This window comes from Halomonas sp. 707B3 (genome assembly GCF_024158645.1).
GTDB lineage: Bacteria > Pseudomonadota > Gammaproteobacteria > Pseudomonadales > Halomonadaceae > Vreelandella > Vreelandella lionensis.
Genome location: NZ_JAMZBE010000013.1, coordinates 1 through 22978 on the forward strand (window position 1 = coordinate 1; position 22978 = coordinate 22978).

A 22978-nucleotide genomic window follows, 5' to 3' on the forward strand; every position below is an offset into this window, starting at 1 on the left:
GCGTCAGCTGAGTGATCGGATCCAGCATGGTGGAGATCTCATCGGCCACCACATAGCGGACGCCGGGGGCGAGGGCGCGCAATACGCACACCCGTTGTAGCTCCCCGCCGGAGAGTGCACTGGGAAAGCGCTTTAGCCATTCATCTTCAATGCCAAACGCCTCCATCAGCGTATCTGGCGGTGTCCACGCTTCCGTCAATATCTTTCCTACCCGCCAGCGCGGGTTCACCGCCAATTCAGGCGACTGCGGCAGCCGCTGCACGGGGCGTCGTCCAAGTTTAGGCAGCGGAGAGCCATCTATCGTCACGCTGCCGTGGTGGGGCGTGAGCTGGCCTGCCAATAGCTTGCCAAGCGTTGATTTTCCCGCTCCAGAGTCACCGCTGAGCCCTAACCACTCGCCGGGCGCAAGGCGTAGGGAAATATTCGTTAGCAGGGGCGAGCCTGACGCAAAGTGAAACGATAGTTGATGGGCTTCAAGCAAATGCTGGCTCCTGGCGCGCGAATCTGGGCTGCGTGCTGAACGCGTTTTCCGGTAGCGCCTGCCACAAGGTTCGCGCATAGCAACTCATAAGCTGCTCGCCCTGGCCTTGGAAAGCCTGGGCAGGTGCGGTTTCCAGCGCTTGGCCCTGGCGAATCACGGAAACCCTGTCGGCAATGGTAAGGGCATGGCGCAGATCGTGGGTAATCAGCATCACCGCTTTGCCCTCTAGGGCGATAGCTTTTAGTGCTGCCAGCACACGGTCGCGTTGGTTGGGGTCAAGGCCTACGCTGGGCTCATCGGCAATCACCAGACGTGCGTTGCCCACCTGGGCCATAGCGATGAGCACCCGCCGCGCCATGCCGCCTGACAGCTCGTGGGGGTAGTGGGTAGACGCGTGGCTAAGCTGATAGCGGCTCAATAGCTCATCGGCGCGCTGCTGGGCGGCTGAGCGACCAAATCCTGCCCGTTGGGCCGCCCAGCGTACCTGATGCTGGCTGCGGGCGAGCGGGTCAAGAGCATTCAACGATTGAGGAATGAGCGCCAACTGATGCCCCCTCAGCTGCCGCTGGCGCGCTGGTGTTAAGTCCTCCCCCTGGAAGCGCAGCTCTCCTGCGACCCGTGCCGCTTGGGGCAGTAGCCCCATAATGGCGTAGGCCAGCAGGCTTTTACCTGCGCCTGACGCACCCACCACAGCATGCACTTCGCCCGGCTGAAGGTGCAGCGAGAGCGACTCGATACAGGTGGTCCACTCCCGTCGCCACCAGCGGGGGTAGTAGGGGAGTTGCAGGGTTAGCCGGTCAATGGTCAGCATGGCAAACTCCTTGTTAAAAATCGCGATCTTTACAGCGCTTTGCGCAGCATCGAGGCGAAGCGTTCAATCGCCAGTACCATCAGCAGTAAACCCAGCCCAGGAAACACCCCTAGCCACCAGTAGCCGCCGGTAAGGTAGCGCATGGCGTCGGCCAGTAATACGCCGATGGCGGGCTGGGTAGGGTCTAAGCCAACGCCTAAAAAGGTCAGGGCTGCTTCATGCAAAATGGCGTGGGGAAACAGCAGCAGTGCGCCGACCAAGCAGTGAGGCAGCACATGGGGCAGCAAGTGGTGCCAAACAATAAATCCTTGGCGTTTGCCAAACCCTTTCGAAATCGCCACATAAGGGGCGTTTCGCAAGCTGAGTAGCTCGGCTCTGAGCAAGCGGGCAAGGCTTGGCCAGTGGGTCAACGCAACAGCGATAATGACAGCCTGGGTGCCGCCGCCCAGGGCAAAGGCGATCAGCAATAGTAAAATCAGGTGTGGCACGCTCAGCAGCGTATCAATCAGTAAGCTCACCAGCGCATCCAGTATGGGCGAGAGCATGGCGAGACTCGCCAAGCTTAAAGCAACCAGCGTGCCCAACAGTGCCGCGCTCAGCCCTACCCCAAAACTCAAGGCAAGCCCCGCCAGCGTGCGGGCCCAAAGCTCTCGCCCTAGGGCATCGGTGCCCAGCCAGTGCTCGGCGCTGGGAGGCATGAGGCGGGCCTCGAACTGCATGTGCAGTGGGCTATCTCCCAGCCATAGAGAACTGCTGAGCAACAGTAATACCAGCAGGCCAAACACACCTGCATAGCCTGCTGCGACCAGGCGCGGCTGGCTATTCATTAGTGCGGTCCCGTGCGATACGTGGGTCGGCCCACTGGTAAAGGCCATCGGCGATGAGGTTGCCAATACTCACAAATAGCGCGGTAAATAGCGCTATGGCGAGCAGTAGCGGCACATCGCTTCGCAAGCCAGCGGCGACGGTCGCCTGCCCAAGTCCAGGGTAAGCAAAGACTTGTTCAACCAGAAGGGAGCCGCCAAATAGCTCGCCGAGAGAGGCAAACGCCAAAGTGATCGCTGGCAGGCTGGCGTGGCGCAAGCCGTGGCGCCAGGCGATATCGAAACGGCTGGCGCCTTGGGCAAAGGCGTGCAGCGCGGTATCCGAGCGCATAAACGCCGCCATCTTGGCCCGGGTATGTAGCGTGATGGTGGCAACGCCTAACAGGGCGAGGGTGAGAGTAGGTAAAAGGAGATGGTGCAGCTGCGTGAGCAGCGTTACTTCTTGGCTCAGCACGCCCGTGGGCCCTGCGCAGCAGGTGGGGGTCCAGCCCAAGGTGACGGAGAAAAGTAGCAGCGCCAGCATGGCGAGCCAAAACGTGGGCGTCGAAGCAGTGATATAAGCATAGCCGCTGATCAAGCGGTCCAGCAGGGAGCCCTCTTTGCTTCCTGCGGCGATGCCGAGTACTACGCCAAGTATCAGCGAGAGCAGCCAAGCGCTCAACAGCAGAAAAAACGAGCGCTGGAAGCGCTGGTTGATGACGTCGCTTACCGGCTGGTTGTAGATATGGCTCCAGCCCAGCTCTCCGCTAAGCAACTGTTGCAGCCAGTGTTGAAACTGCACACTGGCCGGGGCGTTAAACCCCCAGCGTTCGGCAATCAGCGTGCGCTGCTCAGGGCTGACCTGGGCCATTTGCGGGCCAAGGTAGGCATCCACCGGGTCGATGGGAGATAGCATCATCAGCCCAAAAGAGACCGCTGCGACACTTAGCAGTACCAGCAACAGCCGAAGTAGGCGGCTCGCTAGCCAAACCGTTAATCGCACGTCCAGCGCCACTCAAGCAAGTTGGCGGTGACCGGCCAGCCGTGGCCGTGAGGGGCAACGCCCAGTTCGCCCAGGTCGAGGCAGCGGTTGGTGGCATACACGTGGGCAAGGTTGACCATCCAGGCCCAGCTGGTGTCTCCCTGTACCCCATAGCCGGTATCGCCGTCCCATTGGGCGGCTTGCCAATGCTGATTGGCTTCTTCGGTGTTAGCCGCCGCTTGGGCGGCATCCAGGTGTTGGTCGACCGCCTCGTTGGCGTAGTAACCACTGTTGTAAAAACCGAACCCGGCATGCTCGCTATGGAAGAGGTAGTACACTTCCTGCGGACTTTGGCTGCCAAAGCCAAACACGATGGCGTCTTGGTGAAGCGCCTCACGTTGGATCTCGTCCCAGTGGCGGCCGGTGGGCTGTATCTCGATGCCGAGCGGGCGCACCATCTCGGCACTCACCTGGGCGAGCTGTTGGCGGGTGGTGTCGCTGGTGGGGTATGTGAGACGAAAGCGTGCAGGTTGGCCGTTTTTATAGCGCAGTCCATCCTCTTCTTTGCGTACCCAGCCTGCTTCATCTAGCAGGGCGTTAGCGCGGGAAAGGTTGGGCGTCGCGAGCTTCTCATCCTTATGGCTCCAGGGAAGACCATCGGCAGGGCCAAAAGCGGGGCGACCAAAGCCGTTTAGCGCAACGTCCACCAGCGTCTCACGATCAAGGGCTAAATTGACCCCCTGGCGAATGGCGAGGTCGGCAGTGACGTTATTACCAATCGGCGCGCCGTTGTCAGCTTTTTCGCCCGTGGCGGGCTGCATAGGGAACAGAATGCCTCGGTTATCGACGCTCTTCATAATCACCCGATGCATCTGCTCAGGGATGTTCTCTGCCAGCGCTGGTGGCACCGCAGCGAGATCCACCTGGCCTGCGTGAGCTGCACTTAGGGTGGCGGCTTCATCGGTAAACAGAAACACCAGACGCTCGAAGACCGGCGCGGGGCCGTAAAAATAGGGGTTCCGCTCAACAATCAGCTGCTCACCCTCTTGCCACTCCACTAACCGGTAAGGGCCTGAACCCAGCGGCTGCCTGCCATACTCGTCGCCATAGCCGTTTTCTCGCTCGGCGTTGGGCACGATACCCAGCGTCATCAACTGGTCGATAAAAGTGATGCGCGGTGCTTTGAGGGTGAATTCGACGGTGTTGCCGTCGACCGCACGGGTACTCGCTAATGCGCTGAGATCCGCTCTACCGCCTGCCTCGGCGGCGGCGGTGAACGTAAAGGCAACGTCTTCTGCGGTTAGCGGGGTGTTGTCTGAAAAGCGCACGTCCGTGCGTAAGGTGAGAGTCCAGGTAAGGCGATCTTCAGAAAGGGACCATTCTGTGGCTAGGCCTGATTGCGGGGTTAAGTCCTGACCACGGGTAAGCAGCGTAGACTGAAATAGAGGGCTGCCGTACTGACCCCAGCCCAACAGCGGATCAAACCCTTGCTCCGGTTCACCACCAATGGCAAGCACTAGCTGGTCTTTGGCCAACGCTGGCGCGCTTAGCGCTACGCATGTGGCTGCTAGAGCCAGTATGATAGTGCGACGCATGGGACACCTGTTCACGGCTGTTGGTATGATGTTTTTACAATAACATCATACTATCGGCGCTGGAAGTTGCGGCAGAGCACTACACCGGATAGGCGAAGGAGAGAGTATGCAGCGGGTAACGGTAACGCTGGATGAGGAGCTGTTAAGCGAGGTCGATGCGCTGATGGCGCTGCGCGGCTATCAAAATCGCTCAGAGGCCATTCGTGACTTGACCCGCAACGGGTTAAAGCAGGTGAAAGAGGAGGTTGCACCCAATGCGCCGTGTATGGGAGCGCTGGTGTATGTGTATGACCACGCGGCGCGAGATCTCTCTAAGCGCCTGACTCGTCACTCTCATGACCATCACGATTTAACGCTCTCAACGCTGCATGTGCATATCAATCACGATAGCTGCTTGGAAGTCGCACTCTTAAAGGGGCAGGGGAGTGCACTGAAGCAGTTTGCCGATGAGGTGACATCGTCGCGTAGCGTGCGTTATGGCCAACTTGTGTTGATTCCAGAAGAGTCAGCATCACATAGCGGCCATTAAAATAAAAAGGGCGGCCCATTGGCCGCCCTTTGTGGCATGCAAGAGCTTAGTGCTCTACGCCGCCTTCGCCGTGCACGTGGCCGTGCTCGGCTTCTTCCTGGCTTGCTTCGCGTACGGTAGCAATTTCAACGTCAAAGTTGAGGTGCTGACCCGCCAGCGGGTGGTTGCCATCAACCACAACGGTGTCGCCTTCAACTTTCTTGACGGTAACCATGAGCGGGCCGCCTTGGGTTTGCGCTTGGAACTGCATACCCGGCTCAATGCTTTCAACGCCTTGGAATGCATCACGCGGTACTTCTTGCATCAGCTGCTCTTGAACTTCGCCGTAACCCTCTTCAGGGGAAACTTTAACGTTCAGTTTGTCCCCAGCAGCACGACCTTCAAGCTCTTTTTCCAGGCCCGGAATGATGTTGCCAGCGCCGTGGAGATACGTCAGCGGCTCGCGGCCTTCAGAACTGTCTAGCACCTCACCTGCATCGTTGGTCAGGGTGTAGTGGAACGCGACAACCGAGTTTTGCGCAATTTGCATTGAATAACCTTTCGGTGAGTGCATGTCCCAACATGGTAACGCGTGTGGGCCAGCTTGTCAGGGGGTAAGCGGGCTTTTTCCACCTCCACGCCTTTAGCGCTATTGCGCCGGGGGGTGTGCAGGGATACCCTACAGCAATTAATTTTTCTCTTAAAATAACACTCACCGGAGCCTGTTATGACTATCTTCTTAATTTGGGTTATCGCCTTTGTACTGATTGCTTATTTTGCTAATAAGCGTTGGGAAAGCGGCGTTAGCCAGGGGCTAGATAAAATGCTGCCAAGCGTGCTGAAAAGCCATGGCGACAACCGCTATTTGTGGGTGGTTGCGTTGGCCGTATTGGGTGCTACAACTTTGATTCGCCCTGTAGATGTGCTGCTGGTGGCGATTTTGCTCGCGGTGATTGCATTGGTAGTGATGAAACTTGCCAACTGGGCAAGCAGTAAAGTCGCTCACTAAACGCGATTTGTTGCTCCAAACACACAGCCGCCCGGCCAATTTGGCCGGGCGGCTGTGTGTTTGGCAACTGTCATAGTGTCAGCTGCGTAGATAGTGCTTTTACTTAACGAGCTAGACCTTAGTAGGCCACGATTTAGTACGGCGCTACGCTCAGATTAGCACCACTACCAATTAGGCGAACCCGCTGACCTGCCTGGAACTGACGATCAGCACTTTGCACCACCACCACATCGGTACCATCATCACGACGGATTTCCATTTCCAGTGCATTCACACGGTTAGCGCGATCTTCAGTAGCGGTACCCGCCACCGCGCCACCTAGCGCCCCTGCTACGGTGGCGAGCTGACGCCCTGAGCCGCCGCCGATTTGGCTACCTAGCAGGCCGCCAATGATGGCACCACCGCCACCGCCTAGTAGGTTTCCGGTACGGCTGTCGGCCTGAATCTGTACCGGACGAATAGCCACGATAGTGCCATAGCTGACGCTCTGGCCCGTTTGCGCTTGATTGCCACGGTATACATCACCAGAGTAGGGGGCAGTGTTGGCGCAGCCAGCCAGTGTGAGAATGCTTAACGCGGCAACAGGTAGTAAACGTTTCATTAAAACCTCCAGTGGGTATCAGCATCTATGGCCGTGAATCGGTCGCAAGGCGTTGCGTACAATTTATTTTAGAACAGCGTTCGTTAAAAGATAACGGAATCGTACAGCTTTGACCAGCCATCCAGAAAAAAGGTCATAAAGTAGAGTGTAGGCAGGCATTAAGAAAGCAGTGTGCAAAAATTTTGCACGCGTTTGGGTTAATTGCAAAGTATTAAACGGAAGGCAAAAAAACAGGAGGCCGAAGCCTCCTGGAGGTATTGCGAGTAAGGTTGATTAACCGAACTGATTCATGGTGTTGTCTTTGCCGCCCGCTTTCAGCGCTGCGTCGCCATGGAAGAACTCTTTATGATCGTCACCGATGTTAGAACCTGCCATGTCCTGGTGCTTAACAGTGGCGATACCTTGGCGGATCTCTTGACGCTGCACACCTTCCACATAGGCCAGCATACCTTCGTCGCCAAAGTAGCCCTTAGCCAGGTTGTCGGTAGAGAGCGCTGCGGTGTGGTACGTGGGCAGTGTAATCAGGTGGTGGAAGATACCTGCTTCGCGAGAGCTGTCGCGCTGGAAGTTACGCGTCCACTCGTCGGCCAATTGACCAAGTTCGGTGTTGTCATACTCCACGCTCATCAGCTTGTCGCGCTGGTAAGCCGAGACATCCTTACCTTCTTTCTCCCAGGCATCAAATACCTGCTGGCGGAAGTTCAAAGTCCAGTTGAAGGAAGGCGAGTTGTTGTACACCAGCTTGGCATCCGGCACTACTTCGCGGATGCGGTTTACCATGCTGGCAATTTGGCCAACATGGGGCTTCTCAGTTTCGATCCATAGTAGGTCGGCACCGTTTTGCAGGCTGGTGATACAGTCCAGTATCACGCGGTCTTCGCCTGTCCCGGGTTTGAACTGATAGAGCCCAGAAGCAAGGCGCTTGGGCTTCACCAGCTTGCCGTTTTGCTTGATCACCACGTCGCCGTTATTGATATCGTCGGCGTTCTCAATGACATCGCCATCCAGGAAGCTGTTGTACTGGTCGCCCAGGTCACCCGGCTCGTTGGTGACGGCGATCTTCTGGGTCAGGCCAGCGCCCAGAGAGTCGGTGCGGGCTACAATCACGCCATCTTCTACGCCTAGCTCTAGAAAGGCGTAACGCACGGCGTTGATCTTCGCGAGGAAGTCTTCATGGGGAACGGTGACTTTACCGTCTTGGTGGCCACACTGCTTCTCATCCGATACTTGGTTTTCAAGCTGGATACAGCAAGCACCTGCTTGAATGAATTTTTTGGCCAGCAGATAGGTGGCTTCAGCGTTACCAAAGCCAGCGTCGATGTCGGCAATAATCGGCACGATGTGGGTTTCGTAGTTGTCGATTTTACTGGTCAGCTCTTGCTCTTTAGCGCTATCACCTGCGGCTTTAGCGTCATCCAAGGCGCGGAACAGGTGGTTAAGCTCCCAGGCATCCGCTTGCTTCAAGAAGGTATAGAGCTCTTCGATCAGGTGCGCGACCGAGGTTTTCTCATGCATGGATTGGTCGGGCAGCGGGCCGAACTCGGAGCGCAGTGCGGCCACCATCCAGCCGGAAAGGTAGAGGTAACGGCGCTTGGTGGTGCCGAAGTGCTTTTTAATAGAGATCAGCTTCTGTTGGCCGATAAAGCCGTGCCAGCAGCCCAGAGATTGCGTGTACTGTGAGGTGTCGGCATCGTAGGCGGCCATGTCGTCACGCATAATCTTGGCCGTGTAGCGGGCAATGTCCAAGCCAGTGTGGAAACGGTTCTGAGCACGCATGCGGGCGGCGTATTCAGGTTTGATCGCTGACCACTTGCCGCCTTGAGCTTCGCGCAGTTGGGCCATGGCTTTGATATCGTCGAGCAGTCCTGACATGAGCTGTTTCCTCCGGGGTTATCGTCGTTCGCACGTTAGCTTATTCTTATGCTGCACCTGCGAGATAGATTCCAGCATTGTTCAATTTCGCGGCGCTGTCTCTACGCCAATCGTCTCTAAGTAAAACGTCGCGGCTTGGCGCTTCGCTTCACACAGCGTCAATGTCTCCGAAGAGGTGCTCACTAACGCTGCAGTGCAATAACTATCAACTAGGCGAGGATAATCAACAATTGTCACTTGGGGGCACACGGCGTTGTAGTCCGACGACAGCGACTACGCCAAACGCCCTGTTTGTGTAGTCGTTTTTCGTCATAGGAATAAACATTGGCATAAAAAAAGCGCCACACAGGGTGGCGCTTTGGCAGGGCAGGCAAAGGCAGGCTACAGGGCGAGCTCCATCTCACGATGGGGAATCCCCGCATCCATAAACACATCGCCATGGGCAACAAACCCCAGGCGTTCATAGAAAGCGAGGGCATGTAACTGGGCGCTAAGCGCTGCATGAGGGTGGCCGGCCTCGCGGGCGGCTTTAATGGCCGCCTCCATTAGCTGGTAGCCAATGCCCGTGCCTCGGGCGCTGCTAAGTACCGCAACGCGGCCAATGTGGCCATCGGGCAGCAGTCGCGCGGTGCCTACCGGCTCGCCATTGAGAGTGGCTAAAAAGTGCATGCACTCCGTATCGCGGCCATCCCACTCTTCCTCTTGAGGAACTTGCTGCTCGTCGATAAAGACGATTCGGCGAATCAGCGAGGCTGGCTCACCCAGTAATGCCCAACTACCACTTTTTACCGTTACCGCTTCCACGCCTTACTCCTCGTCGTCGCCTTCGCCCATAAAACCAAGGCTGCCGCTGTTGATGAGCTGTGTAATCAGCGCTTTAGCGCCGTCAATTTCCAGCACCTCTTCGTACATCGGCGTTGGGTCAGCGAGGCGTTTTGCCAGAGTCTCTGAGCAGGTATGCCCGTCGCCATCGACAAATAGCGTGGTGCCTGACGCATCGCTGCGCCATGCAAAGCGAGAACCCGGCATATGGAACAGTGGCTCACCGTCTTGTAGTTGAGCAACAAGGTCGGCTTCGCTCATCGGCTCCTCAAGGGCCACGACTTGATCGATATATTTTGGCTGGGTCATCACTCGGCCAAACCACTGGGCAACCTGTTCAGGGTTATCCAGGGTGGAGAGAATAAACTGGCGCATACGCTCAACAGCGGCATCGTCGAGCTCGCCTAACTCTTCAGCCGGTGTCATTCCCGCGTCGCTGTAGCGATAGGAGTCCGAGACCTGCTCGCCAATGTAATCGGCGTAAGAAGTGATCGCTTCGTCCGCAGAGGGCGCCCGGAAACCCACCGAAATCGTCATGCAGTCGTCGGTTTGGCTAACACCGTGATGTGCCCAGCCGGGGGGGAGGTAGAGCATGTCGCCGGGTGCCAGCGTCCAGTCGGAATCTGCTTCAATCTCGAAAGACTCCAGAATGCGCAGGTCAATGCCCTGAATAATGGCGGCGTTATCCGGCTGCTTGCCCCCTAGCTGCCAACGACGGTGCCCGCTGGCTTGCAGCAGAAACACATCGTACTGATCAATATGGGGGCCTACGCTTCCGCCAGGAGGCGCATAGCTCACCATGATGTCGTCTAACCGCCAGCTGGGCAGGAAATCAAACTCTTCCATCAGCGCAGCGATAGAGGGCACATAGTGATCCACCGCTTGAACGAGCAGGCTCCAGTGGCCTTCTGGAAGGCGCTCGAAGGTGGCGTTATCAAACGGCCCATGGGAGACCTGCCAAGGGCCATCAGGGCCGTTCTCTTCCACTAGCCGAGCCTCTACTCCAGGCTCGCAGGCAAGCCCGGCCAGCTCATCGGGGTCGATAGGGCTGACGAAATCAGGGATAGCGCCACGAATCAGCAGTGGCTTCTGCTGCCAATAGTTGGCCAAGAAGTCTGCAGGCGTTAAATCGCCTAGCAGGGTGAGTGGCTTATCGTGATGACTCATGGCGTTATCCTAGTTCAAGTGAGCGCTACGTCAGTGTCGTAGAGCGTCGTTTAGAGTGCAGCAAGCCGCTGGTTGAGTGCTTCGGCCTGGGCCTTCGCATTACCAATATAGCTGGCGGGCGAGAGTGCCTTCAGCTCATTTTTGACCGTCTCGGGCAGCTCAAGAGTATCAATAAAGGCGGCAAAGCCCGCTTGATCAATACGCTTGCCGCGAGTAAGTTCTTTGAGCTTCTCGTAGGGCTTTTCAATGCCGTAGCGACGCATCACGGTTTGGATCGGCTCGGCAAGTACTTCCCAGCTGTTATCCAGGTCTTCTTCCAGGCGCGATGGATTAGCTTCTAATTTGCTGATGCCTTTGAGGCTTGCATGGTAGCCAATCAGACCATAGGCCAAGCCAACGCCTAGGTTACGCAGTACGGTGGAGTCGGTCAGGTCGCGCTGCCAGCGGGAGATCGGCAGCTTTTGCGCTAAGTGGCTCATCACCGCGTTGGCGAGGCCCAGGTTGCCTTCTGAGTTTTCAAAGTCAATCGGGTTGACCTTGTGCGGCATGGTGGAAGAGCCAATTTCGCCTTCTACGGTGCGCTGCTTGAAGTAGCCCAGGGAGATGTAGCCCCATACGTCGCGGTCAAAGTCGATCAGAATCGTGTTGTAGCGGCAGATCGCATCGAACAGTTCGGCAATGTAGTCGTGGGGTTCGATTTGCGTGGTGTAGGGGTTAAAGCTTAATCCCAGGCCTTCAACGAAGGTGCGCGCGTTGGCTTCCCAGTCGATATCCGGGTAGGTGGTCAGGTGAGCATTGTAGTTGCCTACCGCTCCGTTGATTTTGCCCAGAATCTCCACGCTTTCGATCTGCTTGAGCTGGCGCTTGAGGCGATACGCCACGTTGGCCATCTCTTTACCCAGCGTGGTGGGGCTGGCGGTTTGGCCATGGGTGCGTGACAGCATCGGCTGGCCTGCATGGGCAATCGCCAGCTTGGCAATCTCATCGGCGACTTCATGCATCGTCGGCAGCATGGCTTTCAGGCCATCTGCCAGCATCACGCCGTAAGAGAGGTTGTTGATGTCTTCACTGGTGCAGGCGAAGTGGATAAATTCGGTAACGGCGTTTAGCTCTGCTTGGCCTGCAATCTTCTCTTTTAGGAAGTACTCCACCGCTTTAACGTCGTGGTTGGTGGTGCGCTCAATCTCTTTGATGCGCTCCGCGTCATCGACTGAGAAGTCACGAATAAGCTGCTCTAGAAACGCGGTGGCTTTCGCGGAAAGCGGCGGGACTTCGACAATCTGGCCGTGCTCAGCAAGGCGCTGCAGCCAGCGCACTTCCACAATCACGCGCGCACGGATCAGGCCGAATTCGCTGAAGTGTTCACGTAGCGCGGCGGCTTTGGCGCCGTAGCGGCCGTCAACGGGAGAAAGGGCGGTCAGAGCAGAGAGTTGCATGGCTTGGTTTCCAGAGTGGTCAAAGTCGGAGGTCGAAAGTAAGGTATCTTGGCGGCTAGCTAAAGTTATCCAGCGCTCGGCGTAGCGCCTTGCGTTGAAACACCAGCTTCCAGCGGCGGCCGCCCTGCTGATGCCACAACAGCGCAAAGCGAATACCGGCCATTAAGCAAGCGCGTACCCGTTCCGGCATCATGCGGGTTTGCAGTAGCGAGGGGTCGCCCTGCACCACAATGCGCGTTTTAAACGTCGAAATGGTCTCTTGGTAAGTTTCACCAAGGCTGGCAATGACGTTTTCGTGGGTAGTGCCAAAGTGGTCTGCTTGCCCTTGAACATGGGACAGCTTTTGGCCTAACACGTCCATCATTTGGCGGTCGGTGCGCAGCTTATTCATTAGCAGCAGCAGCGAAAAGCCGTAGCGCAATACCACCGGGTTGGCCTGCTTACGGCCGACGAGCGCTTCCAGCGTATCCAGCCCGCGGCGTAGGTTGTTCGGATGGCCGCCGTAGATGGCTTCAAAACTTTCCGGGTTGGTGTCTACCGTCGCGTTGATCAGCGTTTCCCACGCGCGTGTATCAACTTGTCCCGTACGGGCGAGTTCATCGACGAGGCTTGCTGCTTGAAAGACCCCCGCCAGGGCGAGGGCTTGGCGGGCGGCGGGGGTGTCGGGCGCGCGGTGAATAGGGGTTGCGCTCATGCAGCGGTCTCCGAGGCATTCCAGGTGGCGCGAATAACGCCGCCGCCTAAGCAGATGTCGTTATCGTAAAGCACCAGCGACTGGCCGGGCGTGACCGCCCACTGCGGGTCGTCAAAAATAACCTCAACGCTGCCATCGGCCTGGGCGACAATTTCGCAGGGGCAGTCGCTTTGGCGGTAGCGGGTTTTGGCGGTAAAGCGGCCTTGCTGAACCGGCGGCTTTCCAGCGACCCAGTCCATCGCCTCGGTGGCGAGTGCATTGGTGTAAAGCAGCGAATGATGCTTGCCTTGCACCACGATCAGCACGTTGCGCTCGAGATCTTTTGCCGCCACGTACCAGGGGTCTTCGGAGTAGTTGGCCAAACCGCCAATACCTAACCCTTGACGCTGCCCCAGGGTGTAATACATCAAGCCCATGTGCTGGCCAATTTCATCGCCTTCAGGGGTCTCGATGGTGCCCGGCTGGGCGGGCAGGTACTGCTGCAAGAAGTCGCGGAAACGACGCTCACCGATAAAGCAGATGCCTGTGGAGTCCTTTTTCTTCGCGGTGATGAGGTCGTGCTGCTCTGCCAGGGCACGTACTTCGGGTTTTTCAAGCTCGCCGACCGGGAACAGCGTGCGAGCAATGGCGGCTTCCGGTACGGCGTGCAGGAAGTAGCTTTGGTCTTTATTGCCATCCAAGCCTTTCAGCAGGCGCGGTAGGCCATCGCGAATGCCCTGGCGCACATAGTGGCCGGTGGCAATTTTGTTCGCACCGAGCATCTCGGCATACTCTAAGAAGACCTTAAACTTGATCTCCCGGTTACACAGGATGTCAGGGTTGGGCGTACGGCCTGCTTTGTACTCTGCCAAGAAGTGCTCGAACACGTTGTCCCAATACTCGGCGGCGAAGTTAGCCGTGTGCAGCTTGATCCCTAGCTTGGCGCACACCGCTTCGGCATCGGCGAGATCCTCCTTCGCCGTGCAGTACTCGGTGTTGTCGTCCTCATCCCAGTTTTTCATAAACAGGCCCTCGACCTCGTACCCCTGTTGGAGCAGAAGGAGAGCAGAAACGGAGGAGTCGACGCCGCCGGACATGCCGACAATCACTTTACCAGTGGCAGCGGTGTGGGTGTCTGACGCGTCCTGGGTGGCTGTGCCATCGGTGGATGTCATTGGCATCCTCAGTTGAAGTGGTGTGCAATTGGGCGGCGATTATACACGATGGGGGCTCGATGCTTCGAGTGCTTCACTCTTGGATCACCGAAAGCGGGAAGTGACGGTGGTTCAGGGCATCGTCAATGCGTTTCAGCACCAGCGGGCTTCTTAACCGCTGCGCGGCCGCGAGTGCGACGATCTCATCGCGTGTTAACCAATGGGTAGCCACAATGGCCGGGTCAATCGCCGTGGTGAGCGGCTGTTCAGGGACGCCGGTAAATCCATGGCTATGAAACGTTTCTCCCTCTGGGGTGTGAAAAACGTACAACCCTAAATAGCCGGTGAGCAATACCTGCCACGCCGTTTCCTCTTGCACCTCGCGCTGTATGGCGGCTACCGGCCCTTCGCCAAGTTCCACATGCCCGGCTGGCTGATTAAAGAGCGTGTGGGCACCACCTTTATCCTCTTCCACCATTAAAAAATGCTCGCCCTGCTGAATTACACAGGCCACCGTGCTGCGAATGGTTGGCCGAACAGTAGGAGAAGGCGTATTCATTTTTTAGGGCCTCTGGATTTGGTGCTTCGTTTGGGGGCTGCTTTTGCGGCACGCGCTTTATTGGTACCTGAGCCTTTTGGTGAGGCGCTTTTCGGCTTGGCGTTTTTTGGCTTAGCCTTTTTTGGCACGGCGCGAGGCTGCTTGGCGTTGCCCGGGCGCGGTGCGTGCAGGGTTTCTTTACGCCATTCTCCAGGTGCCAGGTCGCCAAGCTGCCAGGGGCCAATGGCCGCACGAATCAGGCGCAGGGTAGGAAAGCCTACGTGGGCAGTCATACGGCGCACCTGGCGGTTGCGGCCTTCGCTAATAGTGAGTTCTAGCCAGCTGGTGAGAGGGTGGCGCTTAGGGTCGATCGGCGGGTCACGTTCAGCAATAGCAGGCGGCGCTATACGGCGCGCTTTGGCGGGTAGGGTCGGGCCATCTTTTAACGTAATGCCTGATTTGAGCGCGCGGATGGCTTCATCGGTAATGTGGCCTTCAAGCTGCACCCAATAGGTTTTTGGCTGCTTGTGTTTGGGGTGGGCAATGCGGTGAATAAGGCCCCCGTCATCACTGAGTAGCAGCAGGCCTTCAGAATCAAAATCAAGGCGGCCAGCGGCGTACACCCCTGGGGCGCGAATCACCTCTGCCAAGGTGGCCCTGCCCTGGCTATCGGTAAACTGGGAGAGCATACGGTAGGGTTTGTGCAGTAAATATAAGGTGCTCATCGTCTCACAAGCTGTCTCAAGAACTAGAGGTGGAGGATTTGTCGACAATCGCTCATGCGGTTAAAGTGCAGCGCTGGTATAATCTGGCGCAGCTGTTTGAGATGAACCGTTGGCATCGTGATGACCACCGTTTTCATCTGTCGTCATCGTTACCGCAATAACCACCGAGTGACCAGTAGTACCACCGACTGACCAAAGGGGCAGCGCATACAGGATGCTCCACCCGCTTCGCGGCATGGCTAATCGTTGAATGAGCCGCGTAGCTCAGGATTTTTTATAATCACAGCGACCGAAAAAAAGAGGTTAACGCAAAAATGTCTAAAACGCCGAAGATCATTTATACGCTCACCGATGAAGCTCCTGCGCTCGCTACCTACTCTCTCTTACCCATCATTGATGCCTTTACCGACTCTGCCGGTGTCGAAGTAGAGACCCGCGATATTTCTCTTGCTGCCCGCGTATTAGCACAATTCCCAGATATTCTGAGCGACGAGCAGCGCGTGAGCGATGACCTGGCGGAGCTTGGTCAGCTGGCGAAGACGCCTGAAGCTAACATTATCAAACTACCCAATATCAGCGCCTCTGGCCCGCAGCTAAAAGCAACCATCAAAGAGCTGCAAAGCCAGGGCTACCCGCTGCCTGACTACCCGGAAGAGCCGAAAAACGACGAAGAAGCCTCCGTTAAAGCGCGTTACGACAAAGCCAAGGGCAGTGCGGTAAACCCGGTGCTGCGCGAAGGTAACTCCGACCGCCGCGCGCCGAAATCGGTCAAGAACTACGCTCGCAAATACCCGCACCGCATGGGTGAGTGGAGCGCTGACTCTAAGTCCCATGTGGCTCATATGAGCGAAGGCGACTTCTACGGCAGCGAACAGTCGGCGGTGATGGAAAAAGCCGGCACGCTGAAGATTGAGCTGCAGCAAAAAGATGGCACCAACGTGGTGCTAAAAGAGGGCCTTGCGGTACAAGCAGGCGAAGTCATTGACGCCGCCAGCATGAGTAGCCGCCGTCTGCGCAGCTTTATTGACAGCCAAATCAGCGATGCCAAAGAGAGCGGCGTGCTGTTCTCGCTGCACTTGAAAGCCACCATGATGAAGGTCTCCGACCCAATCATGTTCGGTATCGTGGTAGAAGAGTTCTATAAAGAGGTGCTGGAGAAGCACGCTGACGTGCTGAAGAGTGCTGGCTTCAACCCGAACAGCGGTATCGGCGACCTTTACAGCGCTATTGAGAAGCTGCCCAGCGACCAGCAAGAGGCGATCAAAGGCGATGTAGAGGCCCTTTATCAAACTCGCCCGGCCATGGCGATGGTGAACTCCCATAAAGGCATCACCAACCTGCATGTGCCCAGCGACGTGATCATCGATGCCTCTATGCCGGCGATGATTCGTGATTCCGGCAAGATGTGGAACGCGAATGACGAGCTGCAGGATGCGAAGGCTGTTATCCCTGACCGCTGCTACGCCACCATTTATCAGGCGGTGATCGAAGACTGCAAGCAGAACGGCGCGTTCGACCCAACTACCATGGGCAGCGTACCCAACGTGGGCCTGATGGCGCAGAAAGCCGAAGAGTACGGCTCTCATGATAAAACCTTCCAAATGCCTGCTGATGGCACCGTCGTAGTGACCGACGATTCTGGCCAAACGGTGTTCAGCCACCCAGTAGAAGCAGGCGATATCTGGCGTATGTGCCAGACCAAAGATGCCCCGATTCAAGATTGGGTGAAGCTGGCCGTGACTCGCGCTCGCGATAGCGGTGCCCCGGCGCTGTTCTGGCTCGACGCTAACCGCGCCCACGACGCGCAACTGATCAAAAAGGTCGAAACGTACCTGAAAGATCACGACACCGCTGGCCTGGATATTCGTATCCTCGCGCCGGTCGAGGCGATGAAGGTGTCTTTGGAGCGTATCCGTAAAGGCGAAGACACGATCTCTGTCACTGGTAACGTGCTGCGCGATTACCTCACCGACCTGTTCCCGATCATGGAACTGGGCACCAGCGCCAAGATGCTCTCCATCGTACCGCTGATGAACGGTGGTGGCCTGTTTGAAACCGGCGCTGGCGGTTCCGCTCCGAAGCACGTTCAGCAGTTCCTGGAAGAGAACCACCTGCGTTGGGATTCGCTGGGTGAGTTCCTGGCCCTGGCGGCGTCGCTTGAGCACCTGGGCAGCACCTTCGGTAACGCCCGCGCTACGCTGCTAGCCAAAGCACTGGATGAAGCCAACGGCCAATTCCTCGACAGCAACAAGTCACCGTCGCGTAAAGTGGGCGAGTTGGATAACCGTGGTAGCCACTTCTATCTGGCGCTTTACTGGGCCGAAGCCCTGGCTGCTCAAGACCAAGACGCCGAAATGAAGACGCTGTTCGCCCGCCTGGCCGAAACGCTGAAAGCCAACGAAGCCGCTATCGTGGACGAACTCAACAGCGTTCAGGGGCAGTCGGTGGATATTCAAGGCTATTTCCGCCCGAGCGGCGAGCTGGCCAGCCAAGCCATGCGTCCGAGCAAAACGCTGAACGACGCACTGGCGATGGTTGCCAAGGGCTAATTGCCCCACTCAATCGTAAATTGAGTGCTGCTACACCCCCTGCCTGCTTTGCGGGCAGGGGTTTTTTGTTTGGCCCAGTGTGATAATTTTGAGTTTTTCATGAACCCTTGTTGATGGCGCGCGTCTTATACAGCAGATTATGTGTGTACAACCGAGCCCAGTGTTAACAGCACCTAGTGTTGCCTGAGCTTAGTATTAGCCAAGCATAATGTTGGGCGAGCACAGTGCTGTAATACCTTCGTGTAAGACATCGCCTGTCAGCCGAGAGAAGATGATCCTTGTTGCTTATGCCTAATACAGAAAGCCTATATATGGTGGCCACCTTAAATGCAGGCATGACACGCCCTGGCATGCCTGAGCATGACGATGACCTAGCAGTACAGTCAGCTGAGCCAGCAGTGGCACAGCCGCCGCTGTACAAGGTGGTATTGCATAATGACGACTACACTCCCATGGAGTTTGTTGTCGAAGTGCTGCAAGGCTTTTTTAATATGGATAGCGAAAAAGCCGTGCAGGTGATGTTGGCGGTACACACCCAGGGGAAAGCCACTTGCGGCATTTTTACCCGGGATATTGCTGAAACTAAAAGTTATCAAGTGAATGAGTATGCCCGTGAATGCGAGCACCCGCTAATGAGTGACATCGAAGCTGCTGATTAAGCCTATTTAAAATGAGTAGCGTTGAAAAAAAGTAGCACAGGGGCTTGCAACCACGCCATTTGTACCCGATGTTGAAAGTGCCGGTCGATTAAACTGATCCGACGCAAGCCCTAGGTGGCGATATGCCCTAGGTAGTAGCGAAAAGGGGACTGCCATGCTGAGCAAAGAACTTGAACTGACCCTGAACACGGCCTTCACCGTGGCTCGCTCAAAGCGCCACGAATTCATGACCGTAGAGCACCTGCTTCTGGCGCTGCTAGACAATGCCTCTGCGGTGGATGTGCTGAAGGCGTGTGGGGCAAACCTCGACAAGCTGCGGTCCGATCTGCAGGATTTCATTAACTCGACCACACCGCTGATCCCAGAAGGTCAGGGTGACCGTGAAACGCAGCCAACGCTGGGCTTCCAGCGCGTGCTGCAACGTGCTGTATTCCATGTTCAATCTTCCGGTAAAAGCGAAGTGACTGGCGCTAATGTGCTGGTGGCCATCTTTTCCGAGCAAGAGAGTCAAGCGGTTTACTTCCTTAAACAACAAAGCGTGGCGCGGGTAGACGCGGTGAACTACATCGCCCACGGAATTTCTAAAGTCTCTGGTCATGGCCCGTCGCCATCACCTTCCTCTCAAGAGAGTGACGACGCAGAAGAGGGGAGCGCTGAAGGCGCTGCTCATCCGCTGACCGGCTACGCCACCAACCTCAATGAGCAGGCACGTCAGGGTAAAATCGACCCTCTGATTGGCCGCGACCATGAGCTTGAGCGCGTTGTGCAAATTCTGGCCCGCCGTCGTAAAAATAACCCACTCCTGGTGGGTGAAGCGGGTGTGGGTAAAACCGCTATTGCCGAAGGCTTAGCCAAGCGCATCGTCGAAGAAGACGTGCCGGAAGTCATTGCCGACGCGGTGGTTTACTCACTGGATATGGGCGCACTGCTGGCAGGCACCAAGTACCGAGGCGATTTTGAAAAACGCCTCAAGAGCCTGCTAAGCGAGCTGCGTAAACAGCCCAATGCTGTGCTGTTTATTGATGAGATTCACACCGTGATTGGTGCGGGTGCTGCATCGGGTGGCGTAATGGACGCCTCTAACCTGCTGAAGCCGCTATTGTCATCTGGCGAGCTGCGCTGCATCGGTTCGACGACGTTCCAAGAGTTTCGCGGTATCTTCGAAAAAGATCGTGCGCTGGCGCGTCGTTTCCAAAAAGTCGATGTGCTTGCACCGTCTGTTGAAGACACCATCAAGATCCTCAAAGGGCTTCGCTCGCGCTTTGAAGAGCACCACGAGCTTAAGTACACCGATGGTGCACTAGAAAGTGCTGCTCGCTTGGCGGATCGCTATATCAATGATCGCTTCCTGCCCGATAAGGCGATTGATGTCATTGATGAAGCAGGCGCCCATCAGCGCATGCTGCCACCGGAAGTGCGCACTAACACGATTGATGTGGAGCAGGTAGAAGCGGTAGTGGCCTCTATTGCCCGCATTCCACCGAAGAGCGTGTCGAGCTCGGATCGCAAGCAGCTTGAAAAGCTAGACCGCGATCTGAAAATGCTGGTGTTTGGGCAGGATGAAGCCATTGACTCCCTGTCTGCCGCCATCAAGCTCTCCCGTGCGGGTCTGAAGTCGCCAGACAAACCCGTGGGTAACTTCTTGTTTGCCGGGCCAACCGGTGTGGGTAAAACGGAAGTCGCCAAACAGCTTGCGCATATCATGGGCATTGAGCTCGTCCGCTTTGATATGTCTGAGTACATGGAGCGTCACACCGTATCACGCTTGATCGGTGCGCCTCCTGGCTATGTTGGGTATGACCAAGGCGGTCTGTTAACAGAAGCAGTCACCAAGCAGCCGCACTGTGTACTGCTGCTTGACGAGATCGAGAAGGCCCACCCGGAAGTCTTTAACCTGCTGCTGCAGGTCATGGATCATGGCCGCCTGACCGATAATAACGGCCGCGAAGCGGACTTCCGTCACGTGATTTTGATTATGACCTCTAACGCAGGGGCAGAGCAGGTATCACGTCGCTCTATTGGCTTCCAGAATCAGGATCACTCTACCGATGCCATGGAAGTGATTCGCCGCACCTTCTCGCCAGAGTTCCGCAACCGCTTGGACGGCATTATCCAGTTCCATGCGCTGCCCACCACGGTGGTGCGTAACGTTGTCGATAAGTTCCTGATCGAGCTACAGGCACAGCTAGACGAGAAGCGAGTACAGCTAGATGTAGACGACACGGCGCGAGACTGGCTGGCAGAGAAAGGCTACGACCCGGATATGGGCGCAAGGCCAATGGCTCGCCTGATCCAAGAGAAGCTCAAGAAGCCGCTAGCAGAGATGATTCTGTTCGGTGAATTAGCGGAGCACGGTGGGATTGTGCATGTCAGCTTAGAGGAGGGTGAGCTACACCTGACAACTGAGTCGGAAATGGCAGACGCGCCCTGAGAAGGGCGCTAAGTACCCGCAAGCTCTGACTCAATTACCCGCTAACGCACAGCGCCCTGTCTTCGACGGGGCGTTGTCGTTTTCAGGGAGCGGCGCCGTAATTACGCACTATTCACAGCCAGCCATCAGACGTACACGCGCGAACAGACGTTCATTGCTTGAAGGTGTTTCAAGGCTTAGCGCGAGCGGTAAACAATACGGCCTTTGGAGAGATCGTAAGGCGTCAGCTCTACCTTAACCTTGTCGCCGGTCAGAATGCGGATGTAGTTTTTACGCATTTTGCCAGAGATATGGGCAGTCACAACGTGACCGTTTTCCAGCTCAACCCGGAACATGGTGTTGGGAAGGGTATCAACAATAACGCCTTCCATTTCAATATGATCTTCGCGTGCCATATAGGCAGATCCTCACTTATTTTACATCGTGGTTGGTCGAATGATTGTTTCAATAAGCGTTGGCACAAACCTGCTCGCCTAAGAAACAGCGCTATATTGTGCCGTAAGCCCGCCGTCAAGGCAAAAAAGCTGACCAGTTTAACGAATTATAGGTCGCCAGTGCCGTCCATCCAGCAGTTCAATCGGTGAAAAAGCTTGCTTGTAGCGCATCTTACGACACTCCTCAATCCAGTACCCGAGATAAAGGTGCGGCAGCGCTTTTTCTTGGCAGAGCGCAATCAACTTTAAGATAGCAAAGGTGCCCAGCGAGCGCTTTTCAAGCGACTCATCCACTTTGAAAAACGTATAAATGGCCGAAAGACCATGCTCTAGCTGGTCAAACGCTGCCACGGCCACCAGTTCGCCCTCTAGATACATCTCCAGTAGGTGTGCATAGGGCTCTTCTAGCGTTAAGAAGGTACGGTATTGGTCGCGGCTAGGGGGGTACATATCGCCATCGGCATGACGCTGACGAATATAGTCGGCGTACAGCGCATAGTGGGCCGCATCGAAGCGTGCGGCAATCACCCGGGTCTCAATATCGGCATTGCGTCGCCAAAGTTTGCGCTGGGTGCGGTTGGCGCTAAATTCGTCTACTGGAATGCGTACCGAACGGCAGGCATTGCAACCCTCGCAGTGAGGGCGGTATAAGTGGCGTCCGCTGCGTCGAAAGCCAAGCAGAGACAGTGAGTCGTACACCCCAGGCACCGGCGACTCCTGAGGGTCCAGAAACAGTGTTGTTGCCTCTTTGCCAGGAAGATAGCTGCAGGCATGAGGAACGGTTAGGAAGAAGCGCAAATCCCGCACAGGGCGGCGAGGAGCGTTACTACTCACGGCTTGCCTCCTTGGTGAAAAACGGCGCGGTCACTCTGCTTCAGCGCCTGAAGGTATCGCCGCCAGCCATGGTGAGGCAGGCACGGATGGCGTCTGATGAGCAGGTGGTGATAAGCGAAAAGCCTTTTCTGGCAACCATTGTTCAAGATAGTTGATGAACGTGCTACGGGCGACTGTTGTCGCACCCAGGCTGGCTAAATGCGGCGTGTGCATTTGGCAGTCGATGAGTGCACCACCATGGCGTTGCATGGCGCCTGCCAAGTAGGCCAGCGCAATTTTGGAAGCATCGGGTTGACGTGAAAACATCGACTCACCAAAGAACACTGGCCCCATGGCCAGCCCATACAGCCCGCCGACCAGCTCGCCGTCACGGTGTACCTCAATGCTGTGGGCGATGCCAAGTTCGTGAAGGCGCTGATAGGCGCGACGCATATCCGGGTTAATCCAAGTGCCCGGTTCATTTTTACGGGGAGCAGCACATGCCTCAACGACCTGGGTGAACTGTTGATCTAGTGTCACGCTAAAACCACCATGTCGCAGCCGTTTAGCTAGACTGCGGCGTCGTTTAAACTGAGCAGGCAGCAGTATCATGCGCGGGTCAGGGCTCCACCATAAAATGGGGACCTCGTCGCTATACCAAGGAAATATCCCTTTCCGGTAAGCGTCTACCAGCCAGGCTGGTGTAAGCTCTCCACCGGCGGCTAGGAGGCCGTTGGGAGACTCTAATGCCTGTTCGGTAGATGGAAATGAAGGGTGTGGCGATGAGAGCCAAGGTAGCATCGCTTGCTCCTGTTGCTGATAGCTTCTATAGAAGCGCTGTGACGGCGGAAGGATGCTCGGTATGATGCAAACTCGCAAGTGGATTAAAGACACCGTGTGGTGTAAAGGGAGAAT

At 56.4% G+C, this 22978-nt stretch carries 24 protein-coding genes; 6 read left to right on the plus strand and 18 right to left on the minus strand.

The window, feature by feature from the left end; translation table 11 throughout:
- From BIS10_RS03270 to BIS10_RS03290, 5 genes are all read right to left on the minus strand, one after another.
- Positions 1-481 (minus strand): ATP-binding cassette domain-containing protein (locus BIS10_RS03270; protein WP_253502409.1); only part of this gene is annotated, 481 nt, incomplete at its 3' end.
- Positions 474-1292 carry an ATP-binding cassette domain-containing protein gene (locus tag BIS10_RS03275; protein WP_253502411.1) on the minus strand — a complete coding sequence of 273 codons (819 nt, stop codon included), beginning with the start codon at positions 1290-1292 and terminating at the stop codon, positions 474-476. The genes BIS10_RS03270 and BIS10_RS03275, both read right to left, overlap by 8 nt.
- A 29-nt stretch (positions 1293-1321) precedes the next feature.
- A complete protein-coding gene (locus tag BIS10_RS03280; RefSeq protein WP_253502413.1) occupies positions 1322-2119 on the minus strand; it encodes an ABC transporter permease in 798 nt (265 codons plus the stop codon).
- A complete protein-coding gene (locus BIS10_RS03285) occupies positions 2112-3098 on the minus strand; it encodes an ABC transporter permease (RefSeq protein WP_253502415.1) in 987 nt (328 codons plus the stop codon). The genes BIS10_RS03280 and BIS10_RS03285 overlap by 8 nt, the downstream gene beginning before the upstream one ends.
- Positions 3089-4672: an ABC transporter substrate-binding protein gene (locus BIS10_RS03290; protein WP_253502417.1), complete on the minus strand. Its 1584-nt coding sequence runs from the start codon at positions 4670-4672 to the stop codon at positions 3089-3091. The genes BIS10_RS03285 and BIS10_RS03290 overlap by 10 nt, the downstream gene beginning before the upstream one ends.
- 106 nt (positions 4673-4778) lie before the next feature.
- Between BIS10_RS03290 and nikR the strand changes: the two genes are divergently transcribed.
- Positions 4779-5201 carry a nickel-responsive transcriptional regulator NikR gene (gene nikR, locus BIS10_RS03295; protein WP_044627811.1) on the plus strand — a complete coding sequence of 141 codons (423 nt, stop codon included), beginning with the start codon at positions 4779-4781 and terminating at the stop codon, positions 5199-5201.
- Positions 5202-5247: 46 nt separating this feature from the next.
- Here the strand turns inward: nikR and BIS10_RS03300 are convergent, their stop codons facing one another.
- Positions 5248-5730, minus strand: a complete 483-nt coding sequence (locus BIS10_RS03300) for a peptidylprolyl isomerase (RefSeq protein ID WP_253502419.1) — start codon at positions 5728-5730, stop codon at positions 5248-5250.
- A gap of 177 nt (positions 5731-5907) precedes the next feature.
- Here BIS10_RS03300 and BIS10_RS03305 point away from each other — a divergent pair, with 177 nt between their 5' ends.
- The gene (locus BIS10_RS03305) at positions 5908-6189 is read left to right on the plus strand and encodes a hypothetical protein (RefSeq protein ID WP_062373619.1); all 282 of its coding nucleotides are present in this window, start codon (positions 5908-5910) and stop codon (positions 6187-6189) included.
- A 133-nt stretch (positions 6190-6322) separates the two neighbouring features.
- Here BIS10_RS03305 and BIS10_RS03310 read toward each other — a convergent pair whose 3' ends face one another.
- From BIS10_RS03310 to BIS10_RS03350, 9 genes are all read right to left on the minus strand, one after another.
- On the minus strand, positions 6323-6790 hold the full coding sequence (locus BIS10_RS03310) for a glycine zipper 2TM domain-containing protein (RefSeq protein ID WP_083026594.1): 468 nt from the start codon (positions 6788-6790) through the stop codon (positions 6323-6325).
- 273 nt (positions 6791-7063) lie between these two features.
- Positions 7064-8662: an isocitrate lyase gene (locus BIS10_RS03315; RefSeq protein WP_083026592.1), complete on the minus strand. Its 1599-nt coding sequence runs from the start codon at positions 8660-8662 to the stop codon at positions 7064-7066.
- A 381-nt stretch (positions 8663-9043) separates the two neighbouring features.
- Positions 9044-9466, minus strand: a complete 423-nt coding sequence (locus BIS10_RS03320; RefSeq protein WP_083026591.1) for a GNAT family N-acetyltransferase — start codon at positions 9464-9466, stop codon at positions 9044-9046.
- Between the two features lie 3 nt (positions 9467-9469).
- On the minus strand, positions 9470-10651 hold the full coding sequence (locus BIS10_RS03325; protein WP_253502421.1) for a cupin domain-containing protein: 1182 nt from the start codon (positions 10649-10651) through the stop codon (positions 9470-9472).
- A 50-nt stretch (positions 10652-10701) separates the two neighbouring features.
- Positions 10702-12087 carry an adenylosuccinate lyase gene (gene purB / locus BIS10_RS03330; RefSeq protein WP_253502423.1) on the minus strand — a complete coding sequence of 462 codons (1386 nt, stop codon included), beginning with the start codon at positions 12085-12087 and terminating at the stop codon, positions 10702-10704.
- A 55-nt stretch (positions 12088-12142) separates the two neighbouring features.
- Entirely contained in the window at positions 12143-12781 is a 639-nt protein-coding gene (gene hflD / locus BIS10_RS03335) for a high frequency lysogenization protein HflD (RefSeq protein ID WP_253502425.1), read from the minus strand.
- A complete protein-coding gene (mnmA, locus tag BIS10_RS03340) occupies positions 12778-13935 on the minus strand; it encodes a tRNA 2-thiouridine(34) synthase MnmA (protein ID WP_301281947.1) in 1158 nt (385 codons plus the stop codon). The genes hflD and mnmA overlap by 4 nt, the downstream gene beginning before the upstream one ends.
- Positions 13936-14008: 73 nt before the next feature.
- Positions 14009-14473: an NUDIX domain-containing protein gene (locus tag BIS10_RS03345; RefSeq protein WP_253502427.1), complete on the minus strand. Its 465-nt coding sequence runs from the start codon at positions 14471-14473 to the stop codon at positions 14009-14011.
- Entirely contained in the window at positions 14470-15177 is a 708-nt protein-coding gene (locus BIS10_RS03350) for a pseudouridine synthase (RefSeq protein WP_253502430.1), read from the minus strand. Before BIS10_RS03350 ends, BIS10_RS03345 begins: the two co-directional genes overlap by 4 nt.
- Before the next feature lie 38 nt (positions 15178-15215).
- Between BIS10_RS03350 and BIS10_RS18870 the strand changes: the two genes are divergently transcribed.
- The 4 genes from BIS10_RS18870 (at position 15216) to clpA (ending at position 20816) form a co-directional block, all read left to right on the plus strand.
- Positions 15216-15338, plus strand: a complete 123-nt coding sequence (locus BIS10_RS18870) for a hypothetical protein (protein WP_266100062.1) — start codon at positions 15216-15218, stop codon at positions 15336-15338.
- A 153-nt stretch (positions 15339-15491) separates the two neighbouring features.
- Complete coding sequence (locus tag BIS10_RS03355; RefSeq protein WP_253502433.1) at positions 15492-17726, plus strand: NADP-dependent isocitrate dehydrogenase; 2235 nt, start codon at positions 15492-15494, stop codon at positions 17724-17726.
- A 350-nt stretch (positions 17727-18076) separates the two neighbouring features.
- A complete protein-coding gene (clpS, locus tag BIS10_RS03360) occupies positions 18077-18385 on the plus strand; it encodes an ATP-dependent Clp protease adapter ClpS (protein WP_083026654.1) in 309 nt (102 codons plus the stop codon).
- Positions 18386-18539: 154 nt separating this feature from the next.
- Positions 18540-20816, plus strand: coding sequence for an ATP-dependent Clp protease ATP-binding subunit ClpA (gene clpA, locus BIS10_RS03365; protein ID WP_253502436.1), 2277 nt, complete (start codon positions 18540-18542; stop codon positions 20814-20816).
- A 176-nt stretch (positions 20817-20992) separates the two neighbouring features.
- Here clpA and infA read toward each other — a convergent pair whose 3' ends face one another.
- The 3 genes from infA to aat all read right to left on the minus strand — a co-directional run bounded on the left by infA (position 20993) and on the right by aat (position 22864).
- Positions 20993-21211 carry a translation initiation factor IF-1 gene (infA, locus tag BIS10_RS03370; protein ID WP_007111068.1) on the minus strand — a complete coding sequence of 73 codons (219 nt, stop codon included), beginning with the start codon at positions 21209-21211 and terminating at the stop codon, positions 20993-20995.
- Between the two features lie 138 nt (positions 21212-21349).
- Complete coding sequence (locus tag BIS10_RS03375) at positions 21350-22084, minus strand: arginyltransferase (protein WP_044627798.1); 735 nt, start codon at positions 22082-22084, stop codon at positions 21350-21352.
- Positions 22085-22114: 30 nt separating this feature from the next.
- The gene (gene aat / locus BIS10_RS03380) at positions 22115-22864 is read right to left on the minus strand and encodes a leucyl/phenylalanyl-tRNA--protein transferase (protein ID WP_253502439.1); all 750 of its coding nucleotides are present in this window, start codon (positions 22862-22864) and stop codon (positions 22115-22117) included.
- Between the last annotated feature and the right edge of the window lie 114 nt (positions 22865-22978).

Excerpts from the sequence above, each read along its gene's own strand:
- BIS10_RS03275 (WP_253502411.1), bottom strand. The coding sequence starts at position 1,292 with ATGCTGACCATTGACCGGCTAACCCTGCAACTCCCCTACTACCCCCGC.
- BIS10_RS03280 (WP_253502413.1), bottom strand. The coding sequence starts at position 2,119 with ATGAATAGCCAGCCGCGCCTGGTCGCAGCAGGCTATGCAGGTGTGTTT.
- BIS10_RS03290 (WP_253502417.1), bottom strand. The coding sequence starts at position 4,672 with ATGCGTCGCACTATCATACTGGCTCTAGCAGCCACATGCGTAGCGCTA.
- nikR (WP_044627811.1), top strand. The coding sequence starts at position 4,779 with ATGCAGCGGGTAACGGTAACGCTGGATGAGGAGCTGTTAAGCGAGGTC.
- BIS10_RS03300 (WP_253502419.1), bottom strand. The coding sequence starts at position 5,730 with ATGCAAATTGCGCAAAACTCGGTTGTCGCGTTCCACTACACCCTGACC.
- BIS10_RS03305 (WP_062373619.1), top strand. The coding sequence starts at position 5,908 with ATGACTATCTTCTTAATTTGGGTTATCGCCTTTGTACTGATTGCTTAT.
- BIS10_RS03310 (WP_083026594.1), bottom strand. The coding sequence starts at position 6,790 with ATGAAACGTTTACTACCTGTTGCCGCGTTAAGCATTCTCACACTGGCT.
- BIS10_RS03315 (WP_083026592.1), bottom strand. The coding sequence starts at position 8,662 with ATGTCAGGACTGCTCGACGATATCAAAGCCATGGCCCAACTGCGCGAA.
- BIS10_RS03325 (WP_253502421.1), bottom strand. The coding sequence starts at position 10,651 with ATGAGTCATCACGATAAGCCACTCACCCTGCTAGGCGATTTAACGCCT.
- purB (WP_253502423.1), bottom strand. The coding sequence starts at position 12,087 with ATGCAACTCTCTGCTCTGACCGCCCTTTCTCCCGTTGACGGCCGCTAC.
- hflD (WP_253502425.1), bottom strand. The coding sequence starts at position 12,781 with ATGAGCGCAACCCCTATTCACCGCGCGCCCGACACCCCCGCCGCCCGC.
- mnmA (WP_301281947.1), bottom strand. The coding sequence starts at position 13,935 with ATGACATCCACCGATGGCACAGCCACCCAGGACGCGTCAGACACCCAC.
- BIS10_RS03345 (WP_253502427.1), bottom strand. The coding sequence starts at position 14,473 with ATGAATACGCCTTCTCCTACTGTTCGGCCAACCATTCGCAGCACGGTG.
- BIS10_RS03350 (WP_253502430.1), bottom strand. The coding sequence starts at position 15,177 with ATGAGCACCTTATATTTACTGCACAAACCCTACCGTATGCTCTCCCAG.
- BIS10_RS03355 (WP_253502433.1), top strand. The coding sequence starts at position 15,492 with ATGTCTAAAACGCCGAAGATCATTTATACGCTCACCGATGAAGCTCCT.
- clpS (WP_083026654.1), top strand. The coding sequence starts at position 18,077 with ATGCCTGAGCATGACGATGACCTAGCAGTACAGTCAGCTGAGCCAGCA.
- clpA (WP_253502436.1), top strand. The coding sequence starts at position 18,540 with ATGCTGAGCAAAGAACTTGAACTGACCCTGAACACGGCCTTCACCGTG.
- infA (WP_007111068.1), bottom strand. The coding sequence starts at position 21,211 with ATGGCACGCGAAGATCATATTGAAATGGAAGGCGTTATTGTTGATACC.
- aat (WP_253502439.1), bottom strand. The coding sequence starts at position 22,864 with ATGCTACCTTGGCTCTCATCGCCACACCCTTCATTTCCATCTACCGAA.